Origin of the sequence: Pseudomonas sp., assembly GCF_030150285.1 — a bacterium.
Taxonomy (GTDB): domain Bacteria; phylum Pseudomonadota; class Gammaproteobacteria; order Pseudomonadales; family Pseudomonadaceae; genus Aquipseudomonas.
This window is the reverse complement of sequence record NZ_JASLGE010000032.1, coordinates 14,327-35,389: the sequence shown is the minus strand read 5'-3', so window position 1 is coordinate 35,389 and position 21,063 is coordinate 14,327. Positions and strand designations below refer to the sequence as shown.

The 21,063-nt window shown below is 57.9% G+C and carries 21 protein-coding genes, 1 tRNA gene and 4 pseudogenes; 11 read left to right on the top strand and 15 right to left on the bottom strand.

Annotated features, from left to right (window positions below; genetic code table 11):
- Nucleotides 1-6 precede the first annotated feature (6 nt).
- Nucleotides 7-1,302 (top strand): cytochrome c, encoded by a 1,296-nt coding sequence (locus tag Q1W15_RS06875; protein WP_300725411.1) that lies wholly within the window; start codon nucleotides 7-9, stop codon nucleotides 1,300-1,302.
- A pseudogene (locus Q1W15_RS06870) lies at nucleotides 1,301-1,408 on the top strand (IS5/IS1182 family transposase); the annotation flags it as partial. The gene Q1W15_RS06875 and the pseudogene Q1W15_RS06870, both read left to right, overlap by 2 nt.
- A 52-nt stretch (nucleotides 1,409-1,460) precedes the next feature.
- On the opposite strand, the pseudogene Q1W15_RS24540 reads toward Q1W15_RS06870, so the two are convergent.
- From Q1W15_RS24540 to Q1W15_RS06865, 3 genes and pseudogenes are all read right to left on the bottom strand, one after another.
- A pseudogene (locus tag Q1W15_RS24540) lies at nucleotides 1,461-1,622 on the bottom strand (transposase); the annotation flags it as partial.
- A complete protein-coding gene (locus tag Q1W15_RS24535; protein WP_367280623.1) occupies nucleotides 1,562-1,744 on the bottom strand; it encodes a hypothetical protein in 183 nt (60 codons plus the stop codon). The gene Q1W15_RS24535 and the pseudogene Q1W15_RS24540, both read right to left, overlap by 61 nt.
- Before the next feature lie 21 nt (nucleotides 1,745-1,765).
- A pseudogene (locus Q1W15_RS06865) lies at nucleotides 1,766-1,869 on the bottom strand (IS5/IS1182 family transposase); the annotation flags it as partial.
- 31 nt (nucleotides 1,870-1,900) lie between these two features.
- On the opposite strand from Q1W15_RS06865, the pseudogene Q1W15_RS06860 reads away from it, so the two are divergent.
- Nucleotides 1,901-2,201 (top strand): annotated as a pseudogene (locus Q1W15_RS06860) (integrase core domain-containing protein); the annotation flags it as partial.
- 140 nt (nucleotides 2,202-2,341) lie between these two features.
- On the opposite strand, the gene Q1W15_RS06855 reads toward Q1W15_RS06860, so the two are convergent.
- The 5 genes from Q1W15_RS06855 to dapA all read right to left on the bottom strand — a co-directional run bounded on the left by Q1W15_RS06855 (nucleotide 2,342) and on the right by dapA (nucleotide 6,040).
- A tRNA-Ser gene (locus Q1W15_RS06855) sits at nucleotides 2,342-2,431 on the bottom strand.
- 92 nt (nucleotides 2,432-2,523) lie between these two features.
- Nucleotides 2,524-3,237 (bottom strand): phosphoribosylaminoimidazolesuccinocarboxamide synthase, encoded by a 714-nt coding sequence (gene purC, locus Q1W15_RS06850; protein ID WP_300725409.1) that lies wholly within the window; start codon nucleotides 3,235-3,237, stop codon nucleotides 2,524-2,526.
- 28 nt (nucleotides 3,238-3,265) lie between these two features.
- A complete protein-coding gene (locus Q1W15_RS06845; RefSeq protein ID WP_300725406.1) occupies nucleotides 3,266-4,024 on the bottom strand; it encodes an MBL fold metallo-hydrolase in 759 nt (252 codons plus the stop codon).
- Nucleotides 4,025-4,028: 4 nt separating this feature from the next.
- A complete protein-coding gene (bamC, locus tag Q1W15_RS06840; RefSeq protein ID WP_300725404.1) occupies nucleotides 4,029-5,144 on the bottom strand; it encodes an outer membrane protein assembly factor BamC in 1,116 nt (371 codons plus the stop codon).
- A 17-nt stretch (nucleotides 5,145-5,161) separates the two neighbouring features.
- The gene (gene dapA / locus Q1W15_RS06835) at nucleotides 5,162-6,040 is read right to left on the bottom strand and encodes a 4-hydroxy-tetrahydrodipicolinate synthase (protein ID WP_300725402.1); all 879 of its coding nucleotides are present in this window, start codon (nucleotides 6,038-6,040) and stop codon (nucleotides 5,162-5,164) included.
- On the opposite strand from dapA, the gene Q1W15_RS06830 reads away from it, so the two are divergent.
- Genes Q1W15_RS06830 through Q1W15_RS06820 form a run of 3 tightly spaced genes read left to right on the top strand, consistent with a single transcriptional unit; the run spans nucleotide 6,039 to nucleotide 7,416 of the window.
- Nucleotides 6,039-6,359 (top strand): hypothetical protein, encoded by a 321-nt coding sequence (locus Q1W15_RS06830; RefSeq protein WP_300725401.1) that lies wholly within the window; start codon nucleotides 6,039-6,041, stop codon nucleotides 6,357-6,359. The genes dapA and Q1W15_RS06830 overlap by 2 nt on opposite strands.
- A 9-nt stretch (nucleotides 6,360-6,368) precedes the next feature.
- Complete coding sequence (locus tag Q1W15_RS06825) at nucleotides 6,369-6,929, top strand: glycine cleavage system protein R (RefSeq protein ID WP_019410656.1); 561 nt, start codon at nucleotides 6,369-6,371, stop codon at nucleotides 6,927-6,929.
- Between the two features lie 13 nt (nucleotides 6,930-6,942).
- A complete protein-coding gene (locus Q1W15_RS06820) occupies nucleotides 6,943-7,416 on the top strand; it encodes a peroxiredoxin (protein WP_300725398.1) in 474 nt (157 codons plus the stop codon).
- A gap of 260 nt (nucleotides 7,417-7,676) precedes the next feature.
- Here the strand turns inward: Q1W15_RS06820 and queF are convergent, their stop codons facing one another.
- Both queF and Q1W15_RS06810 read right to left on the bottom strand, forming a co-directional pair.
- Nucleotides 7,677-8,507 carry an NADPH-dependent 7-cyano-7-deazaguanine reductase QueF gene (queF, locus tag Q1W15_RS06815; protein WP_300725396.1) on the bottom strand — a complete coding sequence of 277 codons (831 nt, stop codon included), beginning with the start codon at nucleotides 8,505-8,507 and terminating at the stop codon, nucleotides 7,677-7,679.
- Between the two features lie 84 nt (nucleotides 8,508-8,591).
- On the bottom strand, nucleotides 8,592-9,113 hold the full coding sequence (locus Q1W15_RS06810; RefSeq protein ID WP_300725394.1) for a cupredoxin family protein: 522 nt from the start codon (nucleotides 9,111-9,113) through the stop codon (nucleotides 8,592-8,594).
- A 152-nt stretch (nucleotides 9,114-9,265) separates the two neighbouring features.
- Here Q1W15_RS06810 and Q1W15_RS06805 point away from each other — a divergent pair, with 152 nt between their 5' ends.
- Nucleotides 9,266-9,946, top strand: a complete 681-nt coding sequence (locus Q1W15_RS06805) for a heavy metal response regulator transcription factor (RefSeq protein WP_300725392.1) — start codon at nucleotides 9,266-9,268, stop codon at nucleotides 9,944-9,946.
- Complete coding sequence (locus tag Q1W15_RS06800) at nucleotides 9,946-11,301, top strand: heavy metal sensor histidine kinase (protein WP_300725390.1); 1,356 nt, start codon at nucleotides 9,946-9,948, stop codon at nucleotides 11,299-11,301. The genes Q1W15_RS06805 and Q1W15_RS06800 overlap by 1 nt, the downstream gene beginning before the upstream one ends.
- An 83-nt stretch (nucleotides 11,302-11,384) precedes the next feature.
- Here Q1W15_RS06800 and Q1W15_RS06795 read toward each other — a convergent pair whose 3' ends face one another.
- The 3 genes from Q1W15_RS06795 to Q1W15_RS06785 form a co-directional block, all read right to left on the bottom strand.
- Nucleotides 11,385-12,629: a lipoprotein-releasing ABC transporter permease subunit gene (locus tag Q1W15_RS06795; RefSeq protein ID WP_300725388.1), complete on the bottom strand. Its 1,245-nt coding sequence runs from the start codon at nucleotides 12,627-12,629 to the stop codon at nucleotides 11,385-11,387.
- Between the two features lie 63 nt (nucleotides 12,630-12,692).
- Nucleotides 12,693-13,376: a lipoprotein-releasing ABC transporter ATP-binding protein LolD gene (gene lolD / locus Q1W15_RS06790; protein WP_300725386.1), complete on the bottom strand. Its 684-nt coding sequence runs from the start codon at nucleotides 13,374-13,376 to the stop codon at nucleotides 12,693-12,695.
- Nucleotides 13,377-13,383: 7 nt separating this feature from the next.
- Nucleotides 13,384-14,634 carry a lipoprotein-releasing ABC transporter permease subunit gene (locus tag Q1W15_RS06785; RefSeq protein WP_300725384.1) on the bottom strand — a complete coding sequence of 417 codons (1,251 nt, stop codon included), beginning with the start codon at nucleotides 14,632-14,634 and terminating at the stop codon, nucleotides 13,384-13,386.
- Nucleotides 14,635-14,728: 94 nt separating this feature from the next.
- On the opposite strand from Q1W15_RS06785, the gene Q1W15_RS06780 reads away from it, so the two are divergent.
- Together Q1W15_RS06780 and Q1W15_RS06775 are read left to right on the top strand one after the other, a co-directional pair.
- Nucleotides 14,729-15,313: a PilZ domain-containing protein gene (locus Q1W15_RS06780; protein WP_300725382.1), complete on the top strand. Its 585-nt coding sequence runs from the start codon at nucleotides 14,729-14,731 to the stop codon at nucleotides 15,311-15,313.
- A 37-nt stretch (nucleotides 15,314-15,350) separates the two neighbouring features.
- Nucleotides 15,351-16,073: a glycerophosphodiester phosphodiesterase family protein gene (locus tag Q1W15_RS06775; protein WP_300725380.1), complete on the top strand. Its 723-nt coding sequence runs from the start codon at nucleotides 15,351-15,353 to the stop codon at nucleotides 16,071-16,073.
- 42 nt (nucleotides 16,074-16,115) lie between these two features.
- On the opposite strand, the gene sthA is transcribed toward Q1W15_RS06775, so the two are convergent.
- Nucleotides 16,116-17,510, bottom strand: a complete 1,395-nt coding sequence (gene sthA, locus Q1W15_RS06770) for a Si-specific NAD(P)(+) transhydrogenase (RefSeq protein WP_300725378.1) — start codon at nucleotides 17,508-17,510, stop codon at nucleotides 16,116-16,118.
- Between the two features lie 415 nt (nucleotides 17,511-17,925).
- On the opposite strand from sthA, the gene Q1W15_RS06765 reads away from it, so the two are divergent.
- Nucleotides 17,926-19,209 (top strand): MFS transporter, encoded by a 1,284-nt coding sequence (locus Q1W15_RS06765; protein ID WP_300725376.1) that lies wholly within the window; start codon nucleotides 17,926-17,928, stop codon nucleotides 19,207-19,209.
- Nucleotides 19,210-19,320: 111 nt separating this feature from the next.
- Here Q1W15_RS06765 and Q1W15_RS06760 read toward each other — a convergent pair whose 3' ends face one another.
- Nucleotides 19,321-20,784 carry a glyceraldehyde-3-phosphate dehydrogenase gene (locus Q1W15_RS06760; protein ID WP_300725374.1) on the bottom strand — a complete coding sequence of 488 codons (1,464 nt, stop codon included), beginning with the start codon at nucleotides 20,782-20,784 and terminating at the stop codon, nucleotides 19,321-19,323.
- Nucleotides 20,785-21,063 lie beyond the last annotated feature (279 nt).

Sequence of the window (21,063 nt, the reverse complement as noted above, 5' to 3'; positions counted from 1 at the left end):
CAGGCAATGAAACGTAACCGTTTACGCAATGGCTTGGTGAGTTTCATAGTTGTCGCGGTTTTGCTTGCTCTAGCCGTACTCCTGGGTGTGTTCCGTCCCTCAACGGTTGCACCTGGTGTACAGCAACCGCTGACGGATGCGCAGACCCGGGAGTTGCTCCCCCGTGGCCGTGAGTTGGCCCTGGCTGGAAATTGCATGGGCTGCCATTCGCTGCCTCAGGGGCCAAGAGGTGCCGGCGGTGTACCTATTGATACACCGTTTGGAACCCTCTATTCGACCAACATAACCCCTGACAAGACCTATGGCATCGGCAACTACACCCGTGAAGACTTTCATCGTGTGCTGCGTGATGGCATCGCACCCGGCAACAGGAATCTGTATCCGGGCATGCCTTTTGTCTTCACGCATATCACGCGCCCCGAAGACATTGATGCCTTGTATGCCTACATCATGAGCCTGCCGTCTATTGCTGAGCCCAATGTTGCTAACACCGGAGTGTTCAGGCTGCCTGTGCGACCATTTATGAACTTTTGGGCATTGATCAACTTTCCAGACCGTCAACCGCCTGTACGCGAGGGGGCTTCGGAACAATGGTTGCGCGGCGCCTATTTAGTGGAAGGTCTGGGGCATTGTGGGGCCTGTCATACGCCGCGCAATGTCACGATGGGTGTTTCTTTTGCACGCTCCCTGGAGGGAGGTGACGTCGTTGATGGCCTGGTGGTCCCTGACATCACTGCACAGACGCTGGCAAAGCGAGGCTTTAACACTACGTCATTGAGCGAGTATCTGAGCTCCGGCATCTCTGCCCAAGGCACAGCCTTTGGCAGCATGTATACCGTGACGCACTTCTCTACCAGTGCGATGCAAGCGGCTGATGTGGATGCTATCGCCTCATACCTGATGACCGGTAAGGATGGTCAACTGCTTAAGCCGGAAAAAGCACCTGAGCCACTACCTGCTGCCAGTGATACGCCGTTGCAGCGTGGCCGACTCAGTTACTTCTCCGCGTGTGCCGGATGTCACGGGACCAATGGGGAAGGCATTCCAAATGTTGCGCCGCCAATGAATGGCAATATTGCTGTCGTCATGGACAGCCCGGTTAATCTGCTGACCATTATTTTGCAGGGGGTTCCCACACAAACGTTCACCGGGAATCAGCGTATGTATGCCATGCCGGGATTTGCGGATCGAATGAGTGCTGAAGAAGTTGCGGGTTTGGCCTCCTGGATGCGTGCTCAATGGGGAGGCCAGGGCAAGGCAATTACAGCAGAGCAAGTCGAGGCAATCGCTCCTGCCAAATAAAGTACGCTTTCGTAGGATGATGAAAAAAACTGTTCAATTGACCACACTGTTTACTCTGTCCAACCTCTGGAAGGCTCGAAAAACAGCTGGGGGGGGGGAATTGTGAATTGCGCGGTTAAAACGGAAAGTGGACGAAAAAATCTACAGGGCGTTCTCAATCAGGCCAGCCAAATGACGGCTGACACGAGACTCAACATCGTCTGATAGTTCCTGGCCAGTCGCTCATATCGGGTCGCTATTCGACTGTACTGCTTGAGCTTCAGGAAGAAACGCTCCACCAGGTTGCGCGCCTTGTAGAGATGCCGATCCAGTGTACGTGGTTCAGACGATTCTTTTTAGAGGGGATCACGGCCTCAGCCCCCATGCACTGGATTGCATCAACGAAAGCGGCGGAGTCATAGCCTTTGTCTGCTAACACGGCTTCGCACGTAAAACCATCAATCAGAGCTGCAGCTTGCTCATATTCCGAAGCTTGCCCCGCGTTAACAGCAAGCGCAGCAGGTTACCGAGGGCATCCACGGTTGCGTGTATTTTGGTGTTCAAGCCACCTCGGGACTTACCCATGGCCTCGGCAGCCTGTGCTGTTTTTTTGCGGCACCATGCTGATGAACGCGCCAATATGGCAGCCGCAACTTTCGCCAACGGCTGTGGCGTTACTGCATGTGCCATAGCATGAGTCGCCGAGGAAACTGCTGGGATACGCCGATGGAACGGGTATTTCGCAGCTTGAAAACAGAGTGGATACCGACCACTGGCTACATGAACGGCCAACAAGCTCAGAGAGACATCAGCCAGTACCTGATGCATCACTACAACTGGATTCGACCTCATCAATTTAACGATGGGTTGGCTCCGGCAAAAACCGAAGAAACCTTAACACCGTGTCCGGGATCAGTTGATCCACTACAGTCAGATCAAAAATCAAGCAAAAAAAAGCCCCAATCCGAAGATCAGGGCTATTTTTTGGTACAAAGCGCTGGTACAAAATCGCTTTACCAAAACCCTTATAACCTATTGAGTTATAAGGACTTTTTAATAATGGCGGAGAGATAGGGATTCGAACCCTAGGTACTGTCGCCAGTACAACGGATTTCGAATCCGTCCCATTCGGCCACTCTGGCATCTCTCCAACGGCGCGCATGATAACAGCGGTTTTTGATTCTGGCAAAGCCTTATTTCAAAAAAGTTGCGTGGTATCAGTTGCTTGCGCGCGCTTACAGCTTAAAGCGGGACGCCGAGGCGGTTTGCAACTTCTTCGTAGGCTTCGATCACGCCGCCCAAACCCTGGCGGAAGCGGTCTTTGTCCATTTTCTTGCCGGTCGCTTTGTCCCACAGGCGGCAGCCGTCCGGGCTGAATTCGTCGCCCAGGACGATGGAGCCGTCATGGAATACGCCGAACTCAAGTTTGAAGTCCACCAGCATCAGGCCTGCGTCGTCGAACAGTTTGTTCAGGACGTCGTTTACCTTCAGCGACAGCTCTTTCATGCGCACCAGTTGTTCGGCAGTGCCCCAACCAAATGCCACAACGTGGGATTCGTTGATGAACGGGTCGCCCTTGGCGTCGTCCTTCAGGAACAGCTCGAAGGTGTATGGGTTGAGCTTCAAGCCCTCTTCAACACCCAGGCGCTTGACCAGGCTGCCGGCAGCATAGTTACGCACGACGCATTCGACCGGGATCATGTCGAGCTTTTTCACCAGGCATTCATTGTCGCCCAGCAGCTTGTCGAATTGGGTCGGCACGCCGGCTTCTTCGAGTTTCTGCATGATGAAGGCGTTGAACTTGTTGTTGACCATGCCTTTGCGGTCGAGCTGTTCGATACGCTTGCCGTCAAATGCCGAGGTGTCGTTGCGAAACAACAGGATCAAGCGGTTTTCGTCGTCGGTCTTGTAAACCGATTTCGCTTTACCGCGATAGAGTTCTTCACGTTTTTCCATGATGGGCTCCGCATGCTAAGTAGGTGGGCTAGGCGATTGTGCGCCAGTCGAGCCCTGAATCTTGATCGGCCAGTTGCAGCCAGTCCGGGTCGCACCCAAGGGTGTCGACAAAACATTGCCGGGCCAACTGCGGCAGGTTGTTTTTGCTACTAAGGTGAGCCAGCACCAAATGTTGCAGGTTTTGCCAGCCCAACTCGGCCACCAGGCTCGCGGCCTGGTGGTTGTTCAAATGTCCTTCCTGACCACCCACCCGCTGCTTGAGAAAGTAGGGGTAGTGACCACGGGCGAGTAAATCGCGACAGTGGTTCGCCTCGATCATCAAGGCGTCAAGGTTGCGATAGTGGTCCAGCACACCCTCACAGTACGAGCCCAGGTCCGTCAGCAAGCCAAAACGCCGCTGGCCGTCACTGAAGACATATTGAGTAGGCTCCTGAGCATCATGGGCAACGCGTGTCACGCCAATGCTCAACGCGCCAATCTGCAGGGTTTCGCCATGAGCCACGAACGAGGCCGGCTCAAGCGGTTTACGCATGCCGCGCTGTGTGCCACGGCTCATGTACACCGGCAAATTATAACGCCGAGACAGTAAACCCACGCCATGCACGTGATCGGCATGTTCGTGGGTTACCAGAATGGCACTCAGTTGGTGCGGGCTGACGCCCAATCGAACCAGACGTCGCTCGGTTTCTCTCAAGGAGAACCCGCAATCAACAAGCACATACGTGCTGTCGCTGGCTATCAGCGTGCCATTCCCTTGGCTACCACTGCCGAGAACGGCAAAACGCATACAGTCAGCCCAGGTTGTCTTGAATCTCGCCCAACACTTTGCGCGCCACTTCAGGCGGTGCACTGGTGTTGATGTTTTCTTCGACGGTGACCTGAACGCTTTCACCGACCTTGCTCAGGCGAACCTGATAACGCTGGGCGCGTGCTTCCACTTCATCCTTGTTCGGCTTGCTGCCAAAAAGGCTGGAGAAGAAGCCGGGCTTCTCATCCTTCTTCTCGGCTTTTTCCGCCAGGTTGATGTAGTACAGGCCCAAGGTGCGGTTGATATCTTCTACACGCCACTCGCCCTGCTCCAGCGCACGACCCACGCTCGACCAGGCGCGATCAAGGTCTTCGCTCAGGCTCAGCACGGGGTTGCCGCTGCCGTCTTCGCTCAGGCTTACACGCGCCGGGGTATCAAAGTCACGTTCGGCCAGCAGAGACACCGAACCGCCCTTCTCAGCGCTGCGGTTCATGCTGATCAGCATTTCGTCGACCAGCGCGGCATCCAGCCCGGTGTTGATCGAACGCGGTGTGAAATCGACGTTGGCCGTGCTGCCCGCAGGACGGTTGGCACTGACAATGTAGATTTCGCTGGTGTTGCGTTGCACGCCCGGCTCGATACGCACCCGCAAACGGGTTTCGCTGTCGGGGTCCAGGCCGCTGCTGCTCACGTGACGCGCCATGGGAGCGGACAGCTCACCGGCCTGCTGCCAGGTCGTGGTGAACTCACCGGTTTGCGGGCGCTGCTCATCGATGCGAAAGCCGTTGTCCTGGAAGAACTGCATCGTCACCGACCACACTTCTGACGGGACGTGCTGCGCCATCACCCAACGGCTGTCACCGCTTTTTTGCAGGGTATAGTCGCTGGTACCGGCAACCACGCCCAATGGCTGTGGACGCGGGACAACAAACTCACCCTTGATGGTGTCATCTGCCACGTTGCTCGGGATCGGCAGCAGCGGCACGAGGCGCTTGTCAGTCACAACGCCCGGCGGCAATTTCATCGGCGCGGTTTCGTGCGCCTCCAGATAATCGCTGCCACGGTCCCGGAAGTAACCTTCTGGACCCCACAGCCAACCGCAGCCGCTGGCGCTCGAAATAATCACGGCTAGGGCGGAAAGTCCGGCCAATCGCTTCATGCGTAGTGCTTCCTCAATTAAACCAAAACACCGGACTGGCGCAGGGCCTGACGCAGGGGTTCGTGGCAGGCTTCGCTGAGCCAGGTGAGCGGCAGACGGATACCGTCCGGCATCAAGCCCATCTCATGCAGCGCCCACTTCACGGGGATAGGGTTGGATTCGATAAACAGGGTTTTATTGAGCGGCATCAGCTTTTCGTGAATGGCACGCGCCGTTTCTGCATCACCGGCGATCGCCGCCTTGCACAGGTCGCTCATGGCACGCGGTGCGACGTTAGCGGTGACGGAGATATTACCCTTGCCACCCAGCAGGATCAGCTCAACGGCGGTAGCGTCGTCACCGGACAAGACCAGGAAGTCGCTGCTCACGCCCGCCAGGATGTCCTTCGCACGCTGCAGGTCGCCCGTGGCTTCCTTGATACCGATGATGTTCTTCACGGTGGACAGGCGTACGACTGTATCTGCGAGCATGTCACACGCGGTACGTCCGGGTACGTTGTACAGGATTTGCGGGATATCAACGGTTTCCGCAATGGTTTTAAAATGCTGGTACAAGCCTTCCTGAGTCGGCTTGTTGTAGTACGGTGTGACCAGCAGGCAAGCATCTGCGCCAGCCATTTTCGCATTGGAGGTCAGCTCGATCGCTTCGCGCGTCGAGTTGGCACCGGTACCGGCAATCACCGGGATACGCCCTGCCACTTGCTTGACCACGTGACGAATCACTTCAATGTGCTCGTTCACATCCAGAGTTGCCGATTCACCTGTAGTGCCAACGGCAACAATGGCGTTGGTGCCCTCTTGCAGGTGAAAGTCCACCAGTTTGCTCAGAGCGTCCCAATCCAGGCGACCTTGTGCATCCATAGGTGTGACCAGTGCCACCATACTGCCCGCAATCATGCAACCGCTCCTGCCGGAAAAAGAGAGCCGTAATGGTACTGGCGACAAGATGCTTGCACAAGCAACAGCGCGCCCAATGAGCATTCCCCTTGGCGCTGCTTTTCGCTACCCTTCAGCCTTTGATTGGTACGGATGTGTGCGAGCGTCTGTTTTGCAGGCCTTCAAGCAAGCACCCAACGCCCACCCCCTGCGCCTCGGAGCGTGGTTTGCAACCTGTGCAAACCGCCTGAAACGGCCTGCTGGCGGGTATCCGGCGCTTGAATCGGGCTTGCATCCCGACACGTATTTCATCGACCGTACTGACCGCTCATCGTTTTAGGAAGGCTGAATGTCCACCCCCACAGTTCGCGAACAATTCCTTGTCATCAGTGCCCTTGGCGCCAACCCAATGGAGCTGACTAACGTGCTGTGCCGCGCCAGCCATGAAAATCGCTGCGCCGTCGTGACCTCGCGCCTCACTCGCCACGGCGAATGCAGCGCGCTGGTCCTGGAAATCACTGGCAGTTGGGACGCGCTGGCGCGCCTTGAAGCCGGCTTGCCCGCTCTCGCCAAAAAACATGCTTTCAGCGTCAATGTCGTGCGCAGTGCTGCGCTCGAAACCCGCCCGCAAGCGCTGCCTTATGTGGCTTACGTGAGTTCGGCCTACCGCTCGGACATCATCAACGAACTGTGCCAGTTCTTCATGGACCACAATGTGGAACTTGAAAACCTGACCTGCGACACGTATCAGGCACCGCAAACAGGCGGCACCATGCTTAACGCCACGTTCACCGTCACCTTGCCTGCTGGCGTACAAATCAGCTGGTTGCGCGATCAGTTCCTGGACTTTGCCGACGCCTTGAACCTCGACGCTCTGATCGAACCTTGGCGCCCACAGAACCCAATGTAAGGAAGGATCCCCCATGGCCGTTGCAATTGACCAACCCGTAAGCGACTTCCAGATTCCGGCGACTGGCGAAAAAACCGTTAGTTTGTCGGCCCTGAAAGGCCAGCAGGTGGTGATTTACTTCTACCCGAAAGACAGCACCCCGGGCTGCACCACTGAAGGCCAGGGCTTTCGCGACCACTACGCCGAGTTCCAGGCAGCCAACACCGTTGTGTTTGGCGTATCCCGGGACAGCCTCAAGTCGCACGAGAACTTCAAGGCCAAGCAGGGCTTTCCGTTCGAGTTGCTGAGCGACAAGGACGAAGCCTTGTGCCAGCTGTTTGACGTGATCAAGCTGAAAAAGCTGTACGGCAAGGAATACCTGGGCGTAGACCGCAGCACGTTCCTGATCGACAAAGACGGCGTGCTACGCCACGAATGGCGCGGCGTAAAAGTGCCGGGGCATGTTGAAGCGGTGCTGGAACAGGCCAAGCAGCTGAATCAGGCCTGATCCCTGCGTAGCTTGCTCGCGACCTTTTTGATCTAAAGGGCCCCCTTAAACCACGCTGGCCGAATGCAGCAAGGCCTGTAGGAACGAGCTTGCTCGTGATCTGTTGATCTGGTTTTTGATCCAAGGGCCCCCTTAAACCACGCTGGCCTCACACCGGTTTTGCGCAGCTCAAGTGGCCGTGACCGCAGCAATGGATAAGGCTGCTGAACGACAGCGCGGCGTCGAAGACGGGGCGGCTGCTCCTGCGGTCTTATCGACGGTTATTGACGCACCAACCTTACATTCTGGAACTTAACCGCTTCGGTGCTGCGGTACGGGTTGATGTCCAGCCCGCCACGGCGCACATAGCGCGCATACACCGTCAATGCCTCTGGCTTGAGCAAGCGCTGCAAGTCGAGAAAGATCCGCTCGACACATTGCTCATGAAAATCCGAGTGCTGGCGGAAGCTCACCAGGTACGCCAGCAAACTCGAATGGTCCAGCGCCGCGCCACGGTATTCAACCACGACCGTGCCCCAGTCTGGCTGGCTGGTCACCGGGCAATTGGATTTGAGCAAATGGCTGTAGACGCTTTCCTGCACCACGCGGGACGCGTCGCATTTGAGCAACTCGGGGCGCGGCTGGGCATAGTCGCTGACCGTGATCTCCAGATCATCGATGCACTTGCCCGGCAACACGGCGACGCCATCGGCCTGAACGTCATCCAGGCTGCGCACCTGCACACTCACAGGTTTTCCGGACGCCGCTGACAAATCTGCCTGCAAAGTCGTCTCGACGCTGTGCTTGTTAGCAAACACGGTCTGATTGAGTGAGTTCAGGTACAACTTGAACGACTTGGACTCGACGATATTTGGCGAGTCGGCAGCAAAGCAGAACTCGGCAATGGCCACCACCGGCTTGCCCGATGGCAACAGCCAGGACAGTTCGAAGCAGGTCCAAAAATCGACCCCGACGTAAGGCAGCGTTTCGGCGCTCAGCCCAAGCTCGGCCCATTTCGCCGCACGCGGGATCGGGAACAGCAAGGACGGGGTGTAGGTGCTGATGTATTCACTGGACTTGCCCAGCGGCGAATGTTCGGCTGCGGGATGCATGGCAAAAAAACCTGGCTAGAAAAACCCGGTAATTCTATCGGGTTTACGCCAGGCTTTCAGCGCCCGCAGACGATCAGGCCGATTTTAAGGGGCTACTTTCACCGTCCCCACCATCCCTGCTTGGTAATGCCCCGGCACATTACAGGCGAACTCCAGGTTATTGGCCCGGATAAAGGTCCACGTCAACTCGGCGGTTTTACCCGGCTCGACCAGCACACTGTTGGGGTCGTCATGCTTCATGCCTGGCATGCCCATGGCACCATGCCCCATCGCCGCGTGATCCATGCCGGTCGGTGTAAGCGCCCCGGCCTGCTGCATTTTGAGCATTTCCCCTTGGTGCGCGGCATGCATTGGCGCATCTCCCAGGTTAAATTCGTGCAATAACTGGCCCTTGTTGATCAGCACAAAGCGCACGGTTTCGCCCGCTTTGACGTCCAGCGATGTGGGGGCGAAAGCGATATCCGTCATTTCTACCTGCACGGTGCGTGTAGCGCTCGCGGCGGGTGCCGGGTGGCCGAAGGCATAGTGACCCGCCGGGGATGCAAAGGCCGGCACACTCAACGCCCACCACACGGCTGCAACGGCACAACGCTTAAGAACAGCCATACAGACTCCAGAAGACTAAGATAAAAACCTGAATCGACTTTAAGGCTCCGGTGCTGGCAGGTAACTGACGGCAAGATTACAACGCTGTCAGGTTGCTCCCACCCGGCGAGGCCCACTGTATAAGGCTGAGGTATTTTTTTGATGGGTCGCCCATGAAACTGCTGATTGTCGAAGACCAACCCAAAACCGGCCAGTATTTACGCCAGGGCTTGAGCGAGGCCGGGTTCACCACCGAGTTGGCTGCCGATGGCATCACCGGGCAGCATCTGGCACTGACCGGGGATTATTCACTGCTGATTCTGGATGTCATGCTACCCGGTCGGGACGGCTGGCAAATTCTGCACGCGGTGCGCAGCGCCGGGCTGGACATGCCCGTGCTGTTTCTGACCGCGCGCGATGCGGTTGAAGACCGCGTACACGGCCTGGAACTCGGTGCCGACGACTACCTGGTCAAGCCGTTCGCCTTCTCCGAACTACTGGCGCGGGTACGCAGCCTGTTGCGGCGCGGCAACAGCACTCCCCAGGACACCTGCCTGCAACTGGCCGACCTGCGATTGGACCTGATCCGCCGCCGGGTTGAACGCAATGGCCAGCGTATCGACCTCACGGCCAAGGAGTTCGCCCTGCTGGAGTTGCTGCTGCGCCGTCAGGGCGAAGTGCTGCCCAAGTCCCTGATCGCCTCACAAGTTTGGGACATGAACTTTGACAGCGACACCAACGTGATCGAAGTGGCCATCCGCCGCTTGCGCCTGAAGGTCGATGATCCGTACGAAGACAAACTGATCCACACCGTGCGTGGCATGGGCTATGTACTCGAAGAGCGCGCTCACTGATGCGAACACTGTCATTGAGCAGCCGTTTGGCGCTGTTATTTGCCGGCTGCACGGCCGTGGTTTCCCTGCTCGCAGGGGTGCTGTTCGGCCGCGCCAGCGAAGTGCATTTCATGGAACTCGACCAGCAGCTCATGAACAGCCGCCTTGCCGTGCTGGGCAGCACGTTGCAGGGCATCGATACCCTTGAAGGCTTTACCCGCCAATTGCCTGCTCTGCGGCAAGACCTCAGCCATCAACCCGACCTTGCGGTGCGGGTGCGCGGCCCAGACGGGCAGCTGTGGTTTGACAGCACTACACGCCTGCCAACCGAATTACCCACAAACCCGGGCCTGGCAAGCCTGCAAATAGACGGCACGCACTACCGCGTGCTCAATCCGGTGCCTGACACCTTCAACGGGCCGCAACTGACAGTGCTGATGGACATCACCCACCATCAACACTTTCTGCAACGCATGCAGCACCTGATCTGGATGACCGTCGGCCTGTCAGCACTGGCCACCGCCCTTCTCGGCGCTTGGGCGGCCCGCAGTGGGTTACGCCCCTTGCGCCGCATGAGCGTGATTGCCGCCAGCGTCTCGGCCGATTCACTGAATGCGCGCTTGCCCCAAGCCCGGATGCCGGCCGAACTGGCCGACCTGGCGAAAGCCTTCAACGCCATGCTGGAGCGGCTGGACACGTCATTTCAGCGGCTCTCGGCATTTTCCGCCGATATTGCCCATGAGCTACGCACACCGCTATCGAACCTGTTAACCCACACTCAAGTCACCCTGACTCGCCCCCGTGGTATTGACGAGTATCGTGAAGCCTTGCACAGCAACCTTGAAGAGTTGCAATGGATGGCGCAGTTGGTCAACGACATGCTGTATCTGGCCAAGGCGGATCATGGCTTGCTGACACCTCGCCGCGAACTGCTGGACGTGGGCGGCGAAGTGGATGCCTTGCTGGAGTTTTATGCCTTGCTGGCGGAAGACGCGCAGATCGAACTTGGCCGCACAGGGTACGGGCAAGTGGCAGGCGATCGCAGCATGTTACGCCGCGCCCTCTCCAACCTGCTGGACAACGCCCTGCGCCATACGCCTGCGGGCGGCACGATCGCGGTGCGCCTTGAACCTGCGGCACACAGCCTGCTCATCACGATTGAGAACACCGGCCCCGGCATTCCTGCACAACAGATGCCGCGCCTGTTCGATCGTTTTTACCGGGCCGACCCGGCGCGCCGCGAGGGCAGTAGCGAACATGCAGGCTTGGGGCTGGCGATCACCCAATCGATCATTCGCGCCCATGGCGGGCACATTGGGTGTGAATCCCGGGATGGGCTCACGCGGTTTGTCATCGCGTTACCGTTTAGCGCATAGCCCGCCTGTAGCAGCGGCGTTCGAGTGCTCGCGAGCTATTAAAGATCAAAAGATCGCGAGCAAGCCCGCTCCTGCAACAGGTCTCAGGAGTAGCGCAGCGCGTGGGCCGGTTGGATTTTGGCCGCGCGGTAGGCCGGGTACAGTGTGGCCAAGAAGCTCAACACAAAACCCGCACCACAGATCAGAGCCACATCACCACCTTGCAGTTCAGACGGCAGGTTACTGACGAAGTACACGTCCGAGCTGAAAATATGCTGCCCGGACACACGTTCCACCCAGCCCACCAGCGCGCTGACATTCAGCGCCGCAATCACGCCCAGCACGCCACCGATCAAGGTGCCTACAATGCCGATCACGGTGCCTTGCACCATAAAAATGGCCATGATCTGCCGTGGCGTAGCGCCGATGGTGCGCAAGATCGCGATGTCCGCGCCCTTGTCGTTTACCACCATGATCAGGGTCGCGATGATATTGAACGCCGCCACGGCCACGATCATCAGCAGCAGCAGGCCAATCATGGTTTTTTCCATTTTCATGGCGCTGAACAGGCTGCCTTGGGTGTGGGTCCAGTCATCTGCGGTATACCCGGCTCCCAAGCCGGCGGCCACTTGCTGTGACACCCGGGGGGCTGCATACAGGTCCTTGACCGCCAGGCGCACGCTCTGCACCTGGTTCGGTTCCCAGCGCTGCATTTCGGCAGCGTCGGCCACGTGGATCAAGCCCATGGAGCCATCCAGTTCGGCACCCACCTTGAAAATCCCCACCACATTCAAACGCTGCATGCGTGGGGTAATACCGCCCGGTGCCGTGCTGGCCTCCGGCACGATCAGGGTGATCTTGTCACCGATGCCCAAACGAAAGCGCCGTGCGGTGATCTCGCCCAGCACCACACCGAATTCGCCAGGTTTAAGGTCTTCCATGCGGCCCTGCACGATGTGCTGGGTGACGATGGAGACCTTGCCCTCAAGAGCCGGGTCAACACCGCTGATCTGGATGGGCTGCATCGAGCCCTTGTAAGACAGCATGCCTTCCATTTCGGTGAACGGTACGGCGGCTGTCACCTCCGGGTTTTTCATGGCGGCATCGGCCACGGGGCGCCAATCGTCGATCGGTTTAACGCCCACGACGGTTGCGTGGGGCACCATACCGAGAATGCGGCCACTCATCTCACGCTGAAAACCGTTCATCACCGACAACACCACAATCATGGCCAACACGCCGAGGGCGAGGCCAATCATCGATGTCATGGAAATAAACGAAACAAAACGATTGCGGCGCTTGGCGCGGGTATAGCGCGTGCCGATAAAAATCGATAACGGTCTGAACATTCGCGGGCACCGTACAAAAAAAGAAAAGGCCCGATGCCGACATTCGGCACCGGGCTTGGCCGTTCAAATCGTGGTCAATCGACCTTCCTGCAGGTGCAGAACGCGGTCCATCTGCCGGGCCAGGCTCATGTCGTGGGTCACCACCAGAAACGCCGTGCGCATCGAGGTGCTGAGCTCTAGCATCAAGTCCTGAATGCCTTGCGCAGTGTGGGAGTCGAGGTTGCCAGTGGGCTCGTCGAGCATCACCAGCCCCGGGTTATTGACCAGCGCACGGGCAATAGCGACACGCTGACGCTCACCGCCGGACAGTTCCGCCGGCTTGTGCTCCAGACGATGGCCCAGGCCAACGCGGGTCAACAGGGCCGTGGCCCGCTCACGCGCCTCCGGGATCGGGGTTTTGCCGATCAGCAGCGGCATGCACACGTTTTCCAGCGCGGTGAACTCGGGCAACAAATGATGGAACTGGTACACAAAGCCCAACGAGCGGTTACGCAACTGGCCGCGAGCCTTTTCGCCCAGCGCCGACAGCTCTTCACCGGCCAGCCAGACGCTACCGGAGGTCGGCGTGTCGAGCCCGCCCAGCAAATTGAGCAAGGTACTTTTGCCGGAGCCCGACGTGCCGACAATCGCCACGCGCTCCCCCGGGTGCAGTTCCAGTTGCAGGCCCGACAACACCACCACCGACTCCGGGCCTTCGTCGTAAGACTTGCCCAGGTTGCGGCAACTCAACACTGCTTGTTCTTTCATGCCCAACTCACTCATAACGAAGCGCCTGCGCAGGCTGGGTGCGCGCAGCACGCCAGGCCGGATACAAGGTCGCGAGGAAACTCAGAACCAATGCCGCGCCGCACACCATCACTACATCCTGGGCCTGCAATTGCGAGGGCAAGTAGTCGATGAAATACACGTCGGCATTGAGAAACTTGTGACCGATCAGCCCTTCAAGCGCCGAAATGGCAGCGCTGACATTCAGGGCCGCCAAAATGCCGACCACCGCACCAATCGCCGTACCGACCACGCCAATCACGGTGCCTTGCACCATAAAGATGGCCATGATGGTGCCCGGCGTAGCGCCCAACGTGCGCAGAATGGCGATATCGCCTTTCTTGTCATTGACCACCATCACCAGCGTGGAAATGATGTTGAAAGCCGCCACGGCGACGATCAGCAATAGCAGCAGGCCAATCATGGCTTTTTCCATGCGGATGGCCTGGTACAGGTTGCCGTGGGTGCGGGTCCAGTCCCGAGCAAAATACTGGCTTTCGCCCAACTGCTCGGCAATCTCCCAGGAAGTGCGCGGCGCTTCGAACAGGTCGTCGAATTTCAACCGCAAGCCTTGTACCTGGTCAGGTTTCCAGCGCTGCAAGCGCGCCAGGTCCTGCAAATTGGTGATGCCCAGGTAGCCGTCGATCTCACCCGCACCCACGTGAAAAATGCCCTGCACGGTAAAACGCTTCATGCGCGGGAACATCCCCGCCGGCGTGACCGTCACTTCCGGGGCCACAAACGTCAGTTTGTCGCCAAGGCCGACGCCAAGCTTTTTCGCGGCCTTGTCACCGATGATGATCCCGAAACTGCCGGGCGCGAGCGAATCAAGCTGACCTTGCAGCATAAAGTCGTCAATGATCGAGACGTTGTGCTCCTGCTGCGGGTCGACAGCATTGAGCAGCACCTTCTGCACATTGCCATCGTGGGTCAGCAGCCCCTGCATCTGGGTAAACGGCGCAACCGCCTCCACTTTGGGGTTTTGTTTGACCTTGGCAGCCAAGGCTTGCCAGTCGCTGATGGGCTGTTCGCCAACGATGGTTGCGTGGGGCACCATGCCCAGCACGCGGGTGCGCATCTCATGATCAAAGCCGTTCATGACCGAAAGCACCACAATCATCACCACCACGCCAAGGGCGAGCCCGATCATTGAAGTCAGAGAAATGAACGACACAAAATGATTGCGACGTTTTGCACGGGTATAACGCGTGCCGATAAATACGAAGAGAGGTCTGAACATGTCGGGGCTTGTTCGAGGGAAAAGAAGACGTCCTTGTGGCGGGGCCTGATAAGCAGCTTTACACTCAGACCACAGCCGCCATCATGGGTTCGCCATGTCGACATTAGATGAAGCAGATCGCCGCGAATACTACCGTATAGAGGATGTGATCGCACTGGAAATCACCCCGCTGTCGAACCCCGATGCCACGAGCACCGATGTGTTGCAGGATGCGTCTCCGCTGTTCAATTTGCTCAGCGAGTTGCACCTGAGCGAATTCGAATCTCAGCACCTGTTGCGCCAGATCAGCGAACGCGACCGCACCTTGTCCCATTATCTGAAGACATTGAACAAACGCGTCGACCTGCTCAGCCAGATTGTCGCGCAAACAGTGCTGGGGCAGGTTGGCGAGCTACAGCCCGTCACGCTGTCCGAAGGGGGCATTACCTTTGAGCACCCGCATGCCTGGCCGGTCGGCAGCCTGTTAACACTGAAAATCGTGCTGATGCCCCAGGCGCTGGGCCTGCTTTTGCGCGCCCGGGTCACACAGTGCCAGCCCCACGAAGGGGCCTACCGGATCGACACCGATTTTGAATCCATCAGCGAGACACAACGTCAGTTGCTGGCCCGCTATATCTTGCAAAAACAGGCGCAGGCACGCCGTCAGGCCCGTGAACAACACGAATCCGCAGCCGAGTAAGCACTTCGTCTGAACCTGCGACAACCAAGGAGCAATTGTGACCCTTATTTATGGCCATCGCGGCGCCAAAGGCGAAGCACCGGAAAATACCCTTGCCAGCTTTGAGCAATGCCTCAAGCATGGCGTGCGTCGTTGCGAACTCGATTTGCACCTGTCAAAAGACGGCGAATTGATGGTGATCCACGACCCGACCCTCAAGCGCACCACTGACCGGCGCGGCAAGGTCATCGAGCACTCGGCTGCCGACCTGGTCACCTACGATGCTCGCAAAGGCGGCCCGGGCTGGGTGCAGCCCTGCCCGATCCCACGCCTTGAAGAACTGTTCGAGAAATGCAACTTCGAACACTGGCAGCTGGAAGTCAAAAGCGCATCACGCACCCGCGCCGCCACAACCGTGCTGGCGATCCGCGAAATGGCCGTACGCCATGGCGTGATGGACAAAGTCACCGTCACCTCCAGCTCCCGCGAAGTGCTCAAGGCTGCACTGGAACTGACGCCGGACCTGTCACGCGGCCTGGTGGCCGAATACGCCTGGCTCGACCCGATCAAGGTCGCCCAAAGCTATGGCTGTGAAATGCTGGCGTTGAACTGGACACTCTGTACCCCGGAGCGGCTGGCGAAAGCTCAGCGTCAGGGCCTGCATGTGTCGGTATGGACAGTCAACGAACCTGCGCTGATGCGCAGGCTCGCTGATTTCGGCGTAGATAGCCTGATTACAGACTTTCCCGGTTTGGCCACTGCCACCCTCGGGAATAGCTGAAATCGGTCTCCCCGGCCGGCTCAGGCCACCGGCCGGAGCCGCTTAAAAAAGCCGGTTAAGGCCGTCGTAAGCCGCTACCCGATAGGCTTCTGCCATGGTCGGGTAGTTAAACGTGGTGTTTACAAAGTACTTCAGCGTATTCAACTCGCCCGGCTGGTTCATGATCGCTTGGCCGATGTGCACGATTTCCGACGCCTGATAACCAAAGCAGTGAACGCCCAGCACTTGCAGGGTTTCACGATGGAACAGGATTTTCAGCATGCCCTGAGGCTCACCGGCAATCTGTGCCCGCGCCATGCTTTTGAAGAAAGCCTTGCCCACTTCATACGGTACTTTGGCCTGGGTCAGCTCCTGCTCGTTCTTGCCGATCGAGCTGATCTCCGGAATCGTGTAAATGCCTGTCGGCACGTCATTCACGAAGCGCCAACTGCCGTTATCAACGATGCTGCCTGCCGCTGAACGCCCCTGGTCGTGTGCAGCACTGGCCAGGCTCGGCCAACCGATCACGTCGCCCGCGGCATAAACGTTCGGCACACTGGTGCGATAGTTTTCGTCAACACTCATCTGGCCACGGCCATTGGCCTTGAGACCAATATTTTCCAGGCCCAACTGGTCAGTGTTGCCCGTACGGCCGTTACACCACAGCAACGCATCGGCCTTGATCTTCTTGCCGGACTTGAGGTGCAGGATCACGCCGTTTTCAACGCCTTCAACCCGCTCGTACTCTTCGTTGTGGCGCACGGTGATGTTGTTGTTGCTGAAGTGATAGCTCAACGCCTGCGAGATCTCGGAATCGAGAAAGCTCAGCAGTTGCTCACGGTTGTCCACCAGTTCAACCAGCACACCCAGGCCACTGAAGATCGATGCGTATTCGCAGCCGATCACGCCCGCACCGTAAACGATCAGCTTACGCGGGGTATGGCCCAGGCTAAGGATGGTGTCGCTGTCGTAGATACGCGTGTGAGAGAAGTCGATGTCAGCCGGGCGATACGGACGCGAACCGGTGGCAACAATGATCTGCTTGGCCATCAGGGTTTCAACCACGCCGTTGGCGCAGACGACTTCGATCGTTTGCTCGTCGGTAAAGCTACCGGTGCCAAAGAACAAGTCGACACGGTTACGTGCGTAGTACCCCGTGCGCGAAGCCACTTGCTTGGAAATAACCTTCTCGGCGCTTTTCAGCACGTCCGGAAAAGAAAACCAGCGTGGCTCACCGATGGCCCGAAACATCGGGTTGGTGTTGAACTGCAAGATCTGGCGAACCGAGTGACGCAAGGCTTTGGATGGGATGGTACCCAAGTGCGTGCAGTTGCCGCCCACCTGGCGACGGCTATCAACCATTGCCACTTTGCGCCCTGCTTTTGCGGCGTTCATTGCCGCACCTTCTCCTGCCGGGCCGGAACCCAGTACCACTACGTCGTAGTTGTAGACAGCCATGCGTACTCCTCAGAACAGGCCGTGGCACCCCTTCAGGCACCTTCGGCTAAATCATGTCGCGGCCAGCAACATGAAGGATCAAAACGTGGGGCACAGTCTATAGAACCCGGAACGCCGCGAACATTAACCCTTGGTCTCGACGTAGGCTAATTTTGCGTGCACTACATCCCCTCGCCCCCAGAAACCGCAGCCGACAGCCTGAATCGTGAGTTTTTCTGGCACCACTCTCACGAGCTAACCGCACGCCGCCTACCGTTTTATTGCGCGGGGTAGTCACATCATTAGTTGCCTACACATTCTGTAACACATATTGTTACAAAACTGTTTTGCAGCATGGCTGAGGCCTGAAGCAGACAGTGCGGACGAGTAAAAAATATGGATTACGCATAAAACAGATAACAGCGGGTGATTTTCGATGGCCTCCAGTACAGGCAAAGGCAAAGCGATCTTTCGCGTTGTCAGCGGCAACTTCCTAGAAATGTTCGACTTTATGGTCTTCGGCTTTTACGCCACGGCCATTGCCAAAACCTTCTTCCCCAGCGATAGCGCGTTTGCTTCCCTGATGCTAGCCCTCGCCACCTTCGGAGCAGGTTTTTTGATGCGCCCGCTGGGTGCGATTTTCCTGGGTGCCTATATCGACCGGCACGGCCGCCGCAAAGGCCTGATCGTCACCCTGGCGTTGATGGCCATGGGCACCGTACTGATTGCCTGCGTGCCAGGCTATGCCACCCTCGGCGTTGCAGCGCCCTTGCTGGTCTTACTGGGCCGTCTGTTGCAAGGCTTTTCGGCGGGCGTGGAGTTGGGCGGCGTATCGGTGTACCTGGCCGAAATCGCCACCCCGGGCCGCAAAGGCTTTTTCGTCAGTTGGCAGTCGGCCAGCCAGCAAGCTGCGGTGGTGTTTGCCGGCCTGCTCGGTGTGGGCCTCAATCACTGGCTTAGCCCAGACGAAATGGGCGAATGGGGCTGGCGCATTCCGTTTTTGCTGGGCTGCATGATTGTGCCGATCATCTTTGTAATCCGCCGTTCGATGGAGGAAACCCCGGAGTTCGAAGCGCGCAAACACCGCCCTACCCTGCGTGAAATCGTACGCTCCATCGGCCAGAACTTTGGCTTGGTACTGGGCGGAATGGCACTGGTGGTCATGACCACGGTGTCGTTTTACCTGATTACCGCCTACACCCCGACCTTCGGCAAGGCCGAGCTGCACCTGACAGATCTTGAAGCGCTACTGGTGACGGTGTGCATTGGCCTGTCCAACTTTTTCTGGCTGCCGGTCATGGGTGCACTGTCCGATAAGATCGGGCGCAAACCCCTACTGCTGGGCGCAACCATTCTGGCCATTTTAACCGCCTACCCGGCCCTGTCCTGGCTGGTGGCCAACCCCAGCTTCAGCCATTTGCTGATTGTCGAACTGTGGTTGTCGTTCCTGTATGGCTCGTACAACGGCGCGATGGTGGTGGCCCTGACCGAAATCATGCCGGCCGAAGTGCGTACCACGGGCTTCTCACTGGCTTACAGCCTGGCGACGGCAACGTTTGGTGGTTTTACCCCGGCGGCCTGCACATACCTGATCCATGTGCTGGGCAATAAAGCCGCACCCGGCCTGTGGTTGACCGGTGCCGCCGTGCTGGGCCTGATTGCGACCGTTGTGCTGTTCCGTGGCAACACCCACCAGCTGCGCGTAGCGCAAGCGGCTTAAGCTACACGATTGGGCACCTTTCTCTTTCAGCTTAAAACTTGCAGCGTGCCGTTCACTAAACACCGCCCATAAAAAAACCCCGATTTCTCGGGGTTTTTTTATGGGCGGTGTTTAGCGTGGAAACGCTGGCGGGTTAACCCCGGCCATGTCTTCCATCACGCGAACCACCTGGCAGCTGTAACCGAACTCGTTGTCGTACCACACGTACAGCACAACGCGGTTGTCATTGCAGATGGTCGCTTCAGCATCCACCACACCAGCGTGACGCGAACCCACGAAGTCAGTGGAAACCACTTCCTGCGAGCTCACGAAGTCGATTTGCTTGTGCAGGTCGGAGTGCAGCGCCATGTGACGCAGGTACTCGTTCATTTCTTCACGCGTTGCCGGCTTCTCAAGGTTCAGGTTGAGAATGGCCATCGACACGTTAGGCGTTGGCACGCGAATCGCGTTACCGGTCAACTTACCGGCCAGCTCAGGCAGTGCCTTGGCAGCGGCGGTGGCAGCACCGGTCTCGGTGATCACCATGTTCAATGCAGCCGAACGGCCACGACGATCGCCCTTGTGGAAGTTGTCGATCAGGTTCTGGTCGTTGGTGTACGAGTGAACCGTTTCAACGTGACCATTGACGATGCCGAACTTGTCGTTGACAGCCTTGAGCACCGGCACGATGGCGTTGGTGGTGCAGGATGCCGCGGAAATGATCTTGTCGTCGGCGGTGATTTCACCGTGGTTGATGCCGTGAACGATGTTCTTCAGCTTGCCTTTGCCCGGCGCGGTCAGAACAACGCGGTCGATTCCCGGGCAGGCCAAATGCTGGCCCAGACCGTCGGCGTCACGCCATACACCGGTGTTGTCCACCAGCAGCGCGTTTTGAATGCCGTACTGGGTGTAGTCCACTTCAGTCGGGTTCTTCGCGTAGATCACCTGGATCAGGTTACCGTTGGCGGTGATGGTGTTGTTGGCTTCATCAACCACGATGGTGCCGTCAAACGGGCCATGCACCGAGTCACGACGCAGCAGGCTTGCACGCTTGACCAGGTCATTTTCAGCGCCTTTACGCACCACGATGGCACGCAGACGCAGGCCGTCGCCGCCACCGGTTTTTTCAATCAGGATGCGCGCCAGCAGGCGGCCAATACGACCGAAGCCGTACAGCACAACGTCGGTGCCTTTACGGGCAGTCGCGTTTTGTTGGCCCACAACTTCGGCCAGCTCTTCACGAACAAATTGCTCGGCAGTGCGGCCATTGCCCGAGTTCTTGAATTTCACGGCCAGCTTGCCCAGGTCCACCGAGGCAGCGCCGAGCTTGAGCTCGCTCATGGCCTTGAGCAGCGGGAAAGTTTCGTGCACGGACAATTCGCTGTCATCAGTCTGACGATGACGTGCAAAGCGGTGGGCCTTGAGAATCGCAATAACCGAACGGTTGATCAGGCTGCGGCCATAGATCGAGCTCACCACGTTGTTATTACGATAGAGCTGACCGATCAGCGGAATCATCGCTTCGGCGAGTGCTTCACGGTCAATCCATTCACCAAGACACTGGTCGGGCTTCTGAGTCACGGGAACCTTCCACATGTAGGGGCAGAAAAAAGGGGCTACATTATGCCGCCGCACCCAGGATCGGGCAATGCACGCCTGTCATCCTAAAGAGCTGAAACGTTTAAGCCTCCATAAATATAAGCAAAAAAAACTTCGCTGCAGGTCTTTCCCCCTTGCGTGATGGCCATCTGAACCTTCTGACGCCTTCATTCTCGGGCTTAAAGCTTCATTTAAGCGTCCCTGAAAGACGGCAACTGACAGCCGCCCCCTTGGCCCGCTACAATCGACCTCTTTGCCGCAACGCTTGGAGCTCAA

Excerpts from the sequence above, each read along its gene's own strand:
- Q1W15_RS06875 (WP_300725411.1), top strand. The coding sequence starts at position 7 with ATGAAACGTAACCGTTTACGCAATGGCTTGGTGAGTTTCATAGTTGTC.
- purC (WP_300725409.1), bottom strand. The coding sequence starts at position 3,237 with ATGGAAAAACGTGAAGAACTCTATCGCGGTAAAGCGAAATCGGTTTAC.
- Q1W15_RS06845 (WP_300725406.1), bottom strand. The coding sequence starts at position 4,024 with ATGCGTTTTGCCGTTCTCGGCAGTGGTAGCCAAGGGAATGGCACGCTG.
- bamC (WP_300725404.1), bottom strand. The coding sequence starts at position 5,144 with ATGAAGCGATTGGCCGGACTTTCCGCCCTAGCCGTGATTATTTCGAGC.
- Q1W15_RS06830 (WP_300725401.1), top strand. The coding sequence starts at position 6,039 with ATGCAACCGCTCCTGCCGGAAAAAGAGAGCCGTAATGGTACTGGCGAC.
- dapA (WP_300725402.1), bottom strand. The coding sequence starts at position 6,040 with ATGATTGCGGGCAGTATGGTGGCACTGGTCACACCTATGGATGCACAA.
- Q1W15_RS06825 (WP_019410656.1), top strand. The coding sequence starts at position 6,369 with ATGTCCACCCCCACAGTTCGCGAACAATTCCTTGTCATCAGTGCCCTT.
- Q1W15_RS06820 (WP_300725398.1), top strand. The coding sequence starts at position 6,943 with ATGGCCGTTGCAATTGACCAACCCGTAAGCGACTTCCAGATTCCGGCG.
- queF (WP_300725396.1), bottom strand. The coding sequence starts at position 8,507 with ATGCATCCCGCAGCCGAACATTCGCCGCTGGGCAAGTCCAGTGAATAC.
- Q1W15_RS06810 (WP_300725394.1), bottom strand. The coding sequence starts at position 9,113 with ATGGCTGTTCTTAAGCGTTGTGCCGTTGCAGCCGTGTGGTGGGCGTTG.
- Q1W15_RS06805 (WP_300725392.1), top strand. The coding sequence starts at position 9,266 with ATGAAACTGCTGATTGTCGAAGACCAACCCAAAACCGGCCAGTATTTA.
- Q1W15_RS06800 (WP_300725390.1), top strand. The coding sequence starts at position 9,946 with ATGCGAACACTGTCATTGAGCAGCCGTTTGGCGCTGTTATTTGCCGGC.
- Q1W15_RS06795 (WP_300725388.1), bottom strand. The coding sequence starts at position 12,629 with ATGTTCAGACCGTTATCGATTTTTATCGGCACGCGCTATACCCGCGCC.
- lolD (WP_300725386.1), bottom strand. The coding sequence starts at position 13,376 with ATGAAAGAACAAGCAGTGTTGAGTTGCCGCAACCTGGGCAAGTCTTAC.
- Q1W15_RS06785 (WP_300725384.1), bottom strand. The coding sequence starts at position 14,634 with ATGTTCAGACCTCTCTTCGTATTTATCGGCACGCGTTATACCCGTGCA.
- Q1W15_RS06780 (WP_300725382.1), top strand. The coding sequence starts at position 14,729 with ATGTCGACATTAGATGAAGCAGATCGCCGCGAATACTACCGTATAGAG.
- sthA (WP_300725378.1), bottom strand. The coding sequence starts at position 17,510 with ATGGCTGTCTACAACTACGACGTAGTGGTACTGGGTTCCGGCCCGGCA.
- Q1W15_RS06765 (WP_300725376.1), top strand. The coding sequence starts at position 17,926 with ATGGCCTCCAGTACAGGCAAAGGCAAAGCGATCTTTCGCGTTGTCAGC.
- Q1W15_RS06760 (WP_300725374.1), bottom strand. The coding sequence starts at position 20,784 with ATGTGGAAGGTTCCCGTGACTCAGAAGCCCGACCAGTGTCTTGGTGAA.